3 protein-coding genes and 2 pseudogenes are annotated in these 5482 nt (G+C 26.9%); 4 read left to right on the forward strand and 1 reads right to left on the reverse strand.

All coding sequences use genetic code 4. From position 1 onward, the window contains the following. The 4 genes and pseudogenes from AB668_RS00060 to nrdE form a co-directional block, all read left to right on the forward strand. Nucleotides 1-536: pseudogene (locus AB668_RS00060) on the forward strand (IS1634 family transposase); the annotation flags it as partial. Nucleotides 537-747: 211 nt separating this feature from the next. Next, nucleotides 748-1767: a class 1b ribonucleoside-diphosphate reductase subunit beta gene (gene nrdF, locus AB668_RS00065; RefSeq protein WP_042733146.1), complete on the forward strand. Its 1020-nt coding sequence runs from the start codon at nucleotides 748-750 to the stop codon at nucleotides 1765-1767. Nucleotides 1768-1790: 23 nt separating this feature from the next. After that, the gene (nrdI, locus tag AB668_RS00070) at nucleotides 1791-2261 is read left to right on the forward strand and encodes a class Ib ribonucleoside-diphosphate reductase assembly flavoprotein NrdI (RefSeq protein ID WP_050517099.1); all 471 of its coding nucleotides are present in this window, start codon (nucleotides 1791-1793) and stop codon (nucleotides 2259-2261) included. Next, nucleotides 2251-4413, forward strand: a complete 2163-nt coding sequence (nrdE, locus tag AB668_RS00075; RefSeq protein ID WP_050517100.1) for a class 1b ribonucleoside-diphosphate reductase subunit alpha — start codon at nucleotides 2251-2253, stop codon at nucleotides 4411-4413. Before nrdI ends, nrdE begins: the two co-directional genes overlap by 11 nt. Nucleotides 4414-4613: 200 nt before the next feature. Here the strand turns inward: nrdE and AB668_RS00085 are convergent. After that, nucleotides 4614-5482: pseudogene (locus AB668_RS00085) on the reverse strand (transposase); the annotation flags it as partial.

The raw sequence follows: 5482 nt of genomic DNA on the forward strand, positions 1-5482 counted from the left end.
TATGATGATGACACAATAAGAGCAAAAAAAATCCTTGTAGATGGAAAGTATTATTTTTGTTATAGGTCAACTTTAACAGAATTTACTCAGAAGAAAAATTTTATTAGTCGAACTTATAAAAAAGGTGTCTATGGTGAAAAAAACTATTGGAAAAAGAAGATCTTTTTGGACTAATTATTTTTGAATGTAATGGAGATTTAAACATAAAAGATATCTACATCTCATACAAAAAGAGATGAGAAATTGAGTTATTATTTAAGCAATTTAAAAATGTACTAGAACAAAACGAAGGAAATGTTCAGGGAAATTACAGAATAATAGCTACTGAATTTATTAATTTTTTATCATCTATAATGCTTTGCAGAATAAAAAATTACTTACTTGAAAATGGTGTTTTAGAAAATAAAACAATTGGTCAAATTTTTAGATATTTATCAAAAGTAATGAAAAAAAGAAAACCAAGAGTAAGAGAAGAGTGGGATGATGTTGAAACATTAAAATATATTAAAGAACTTATTAAAGTTTTAAAAATATAGTGTCTGAAATTGGGAATTTTTTAATTATATATAACATAAAAATAAATAAAATAAACATCTTTTAACTAATTATTTTTTATATAAAAAGTTTTAATTTTAATGAAAAATTTTTCATTACATTTTTTGAGTTTTCTAATTTAAAGAAATTATAATAAAGAAAGACAACTTTTAAAAAGGTTATAAAAAGATAGTTTAGGGGAAAATGATATTTATGTCAAAAGAACAAAAATACTATAATGAATCAGTAAGTCCAACCGAATTTATCCAACAAGGTTTTAAAGGTAACTTAAGATCTGTAAACTGAAATGTAATTAATGATGAAAAAGACTTAGAAGTTTGAAATAGAATTACACAAAACTTCTGATTACCAGAAAAAATTCCAGTTTCAAATGACTTAAGTTCATGAAGAGGATTAACTCCTGAATGACAACAATTAATTACTAGAACATTTACAGGTTTAACTTTATTAGATACAGTTCAAGCAACAGTTGGAGATGTTACGCAAATTGATAATTCATTAACAGATCATGAACAAGTAATTTATGCTAACTTTGCTTTTATGGTTGCAGTTCATGCAAGAAGTTATGGAACAATATTTTCAACATTATGTTCAAGTGAACAAATTGAAGAAGCTCATGAATGAGTTGTTAAAACTGAATCACTACAAAAAAGAGCAAAGGCTTTAATTCCATATTATGCAGGAAATGATCCGTTAAAATCTAAAGTTGCCGCTGCGTTAATGCCAGGATTCTTATTATATGGAGGATTCTATTTACCATTTTATTTATCAGCTAGAGGTAAATTACCAAACACTTCTGATATTGTTAGATTAATTCTAAGAGATAAAGTTATTCATAATTATTACAGTGGTTATAAATATCAGAAAAAAGTAGCTAAATTATCGCCTGAAAAACAAGAAGAAATGAAAAAATTCGTTTTTGATTTACTATATGAATTAATTGACTTAGAAACTGAATACTTAAAAGAACTATATGATGGATTTGGTATAGTTGATGATGCTATTAGATTCAGTGTTTATAATGCGGGAAAATTCTTACAAAACTTAGGATATGATTCACCATTTAGTGAAGAAGAAACAAGAATTGAACCAGAAATCTTTAACCAATTATCAGCTAGAGCTGATGAAAATCACGACTTCTTTTCAGGAAATGGATCATCATATGTTATGGGAGTTTCTGTTGAAACTGAAGATGAAGACTGAGAATTTTAGATATTATTTAGGGAGATATGATTATGCATGAAAATGTAAAAAAAGTTAGTGCTGATGATGTAGTTAAACCAAAAGGAGCACCATTTGTTGTTTATTTTTCATCAATATCAAATAACACTCATAGATTTATACAAAAATTAGGTATTGATAATGCAAGAATCCCATATGAAATAGAACAATCTATTTCTGTTAATAAAGATTATGTTTTATGTACACCGACATATAGTGGTGGGGGAGAACATTTAGAAGGAGCGGTTCCAAAACAAGTTATTAAATTTTTAAATAATCCAGAAAATAGAAAATACTGTCGTGGAGTAATTGCTTCAGGAAATAGTAACTTTGGAGATACTTTTGGTATAGCCGGACCAATTATTTCAAAAAAATTAAATGTTCCATTTTTATACCAATTTGAATTATTAGGTACACAACACGATGTAAGTGAAATCACAAAAATATTAAATAAATTTTGAGAGGATGGAAATAATGAAAGATAATAAAAACCCACACATCTTAGATAATACTAATGATGATTACATTAAATTAAATGCTAGATCTAAATTGTTTTCTCCAGGTCAGGATAACTTTAAATTAGATGTAGAAGCTGCAAAATCATATATTACAAATCACATCGAACCAAGAATGATGAAGTTTGATAATTTAAGACAAAGAATAGGATACTTAGTTGAAAATAATTATTATGACAAAACAATAATAGATAAATATGATTTTAAAAAAATCGAAGAATTAGACGAATATGCTAAATCATTTAACCATTCATTTCCAAGTTTTATGGGTGCATTAAAATTCTTTAATGCTTATGCTTTAAAAACTTTTGATAGCGAAAAATATTTAGAATCATATACTGATCGTGTTTTAATGAATGCGTTATTTTTAGGTAACGGTAATTATGATAAAGCAAAAAGTATTTTAAAAAATATTATGCTAGGACGCTTTCAACCAGCAACTCCAACATTTTTAAATGCTGGTAAGAAATACAGGGGAGAATATGTTTCATGTTATTTATTAAGATGTGAAGATAATATGGAATCAATTTGTAGAACTATTTCAACATCACTTCAACTTTCAAAAAGAGGTGGTGGAGTTGCTATTTGTTTAACAAACTTACGTGAAACTGGATCACCTATTAAAAATATTGATGGATTAAGTAGTGGACCAATTCCTGTAATGAAAATTTTAGAAGATTCATTTACTTATGCTGATCAATTAGGACAACGTCAAGGAGCGGGGGCTGTTTATATTTCAGCACACCATCCTGATATCATTTCATTTTTAGATACTAAAAGAGAAAATGCTGATGAAAAAATTAGAATTAAATCACTATCTTTAGGAGTAGTTATTCCAGATATTACTTTTGAATTAGCTAAAGAAAATAAAGATATGGCTTTATTTAGCCCTTATGATATTAAAAAAGTTTATGGAAAACCATTATCAGATATTTCAATTACTGAAAAATACTATGAAATGTTAGAAAATCCAAGCATTAAAAAAACTTTTATTAGTGCAAGAAAATTATTCTTAACTATTGCTGAATTACATTTTGAAAGTGGATATCCATATATTTTATTTGAAGATACAGTAAACAGAAGAAATGCTCATGATAAAAAAGGAAGAATTATTATGAGCAACTTATGTAGTGAAATTGTTCAAGTAAGCACAGCAAGTGAATATAGTCAAGATTTATCATTTACAAAAACTGGTGAAGATATTTGTTGCAATTTAGGTAGTTTAAATATTGATAAAATGATGAAATCTGGAAAAGAATTTGGAAAAGCTGTTTACACTGCAATTACTGCATTAGATGTTGTTTCAAGAAATTCTGATCTAGATTGTGCACCATCAATTAAAAATGGTAATGCTAATAATCACGCTGTTGGATTAGGTGCTATGAACTTACACGGATTTTTAGCAACAAACTCAGTTATGTATAATTCACCTGAAGCTGTTGATTTTACAAATATATTCTTCTATACGGTTGCTTATAGTGCATTTAAAGCATCAAACAAATTAGCTGAAGAATTCGGAAAATTTAGTTCATTTAATGAATCAAGATTTGCTGATGGTTCTTGATTTGATAAATATACAAAATGTGAATCTGACAAATGAACTCCAGCAACTGCAAAAGTTAAAGAATTATTCAGCAAATATGATGTAGAAATTCCTACTCAACAACAATGAATTGAATTAGTAGAAAAAATTAAACAAACTGGATTAGCAAACTCTCACTTAATGGCAATTGCTCCTACTGGATCAATTAGTTATTTAAGTTCATGTACTCCATCACTTCAACCTGTTGTTTCAACTGTTGAAGTTAGAAAAGAAGGAAAATTAGGTAGAGTTTATGTTCCTGCATATGAAATCAATTTTGATAATATGTCTTATTATGCAATTGGAGCATATGAAATGGGGCCAGATCCAATTATTAACGTTGTAGCAGCTGCTCAACAACATGTTGATCAAGCAATATCATTAACATTATTTATGACTGATAAAGCAACAACAAGAGATCTAAACCGTGCTTATGTTAATGCATTTAAGCAAGGTTGTGCATCAATTTATTATGTACGAATTCGTCAAGATGTTTTAGAAGATAGTGAAAACTACGAATGTGATGCATGTAAAGTTTAATGGTTATTTTTAATAATTATAAGTAAAAAATGTTTCATAGAACATTTTTTTATTTTTCTAATACCGTAATGTCCACTGAACCCCCCCAATCCAGACTAAATATACGGAAAAATAAGAAGGTAAAATTCAATAAAAATAGAACAATTTGTATTGAGATAGGTTATTTTTTAAATGAACTAAGAAATTTATCATTTTTGCCACTATAGGTTTAAAATATCAATAATATTGTCGGTATATTTCTTTTCACTTGTATAGTGTCATTTTTTAGTTGTACTATCTAAATACTTATTAGCTGAACTTAATCTTTCCATTATTTGATTAAATGAAAATCTCTCTGTTAATCCTTTCTCTTCAAATTCTTTTTTCATTCTTGAAGTGATTATAGAACTTATTAAGTTTATAAATTCAGTCGCAATTACACTTGTGTTTTGTTGTACTCTTACAAAATCCAATTCAGCAATGTTTTTATAGAAGTTGAAAAATTCTTCAATTTCTCATCTTGTTTTGTAAAGATCATATATTTTTTAAAGATAAATCTTCGTTGGAAATAAAAGTAATTGTTCCAAAAAGTTTTTCTTTTTCTTGTAAAAGTTCGTTATTAAAATTTTGTTCTCGATTAACTTTATCTAAATAAGTTCTTCGTTCTTGGTTGTAGTCATTTGTGCTTTTAAATGAATATAAAAATTCGGTTTGATTAAGTTTTGCTTTTTTACATAAAATAATATCTTCATCCGAATTAAAAGTCATTTCATATTTAGATAACTCTAAAGCTTTTATTCTTTTATCATTTCTTTTAATAGGGAAAAGATTTTTAACATTTTTCTTTTCAGTATTTAATTTATCTAAACTTTCTTTAGAAAGAATTCCTTTATCTCCCATAATTAAGCAATTATTTAGAGAAAATTCATCAATAAATCTATTGAACGCCATTGTATCTAGTGTATTTCCTTGAAAAACCTTACTTGCAATGGGTTCTTTTTTGTTTAGGTCAAAAGCATATAAAACAGAAATATTTTGAACACCTTTAGTTCTAGCTTTTCACGATCATTTTGTAAAATCAGATGTTTTA

This window comes from Mycoplasma sp. HU2014 (assembly GCF_001199495.1).
In the GTDB taxonomy this organism is placed as follows: domain Bacteria; phylum Bacillota_I; class Bacilli_A; order Mycoplasmatales; family Mycoplasmataceae; genus Mycoplasma.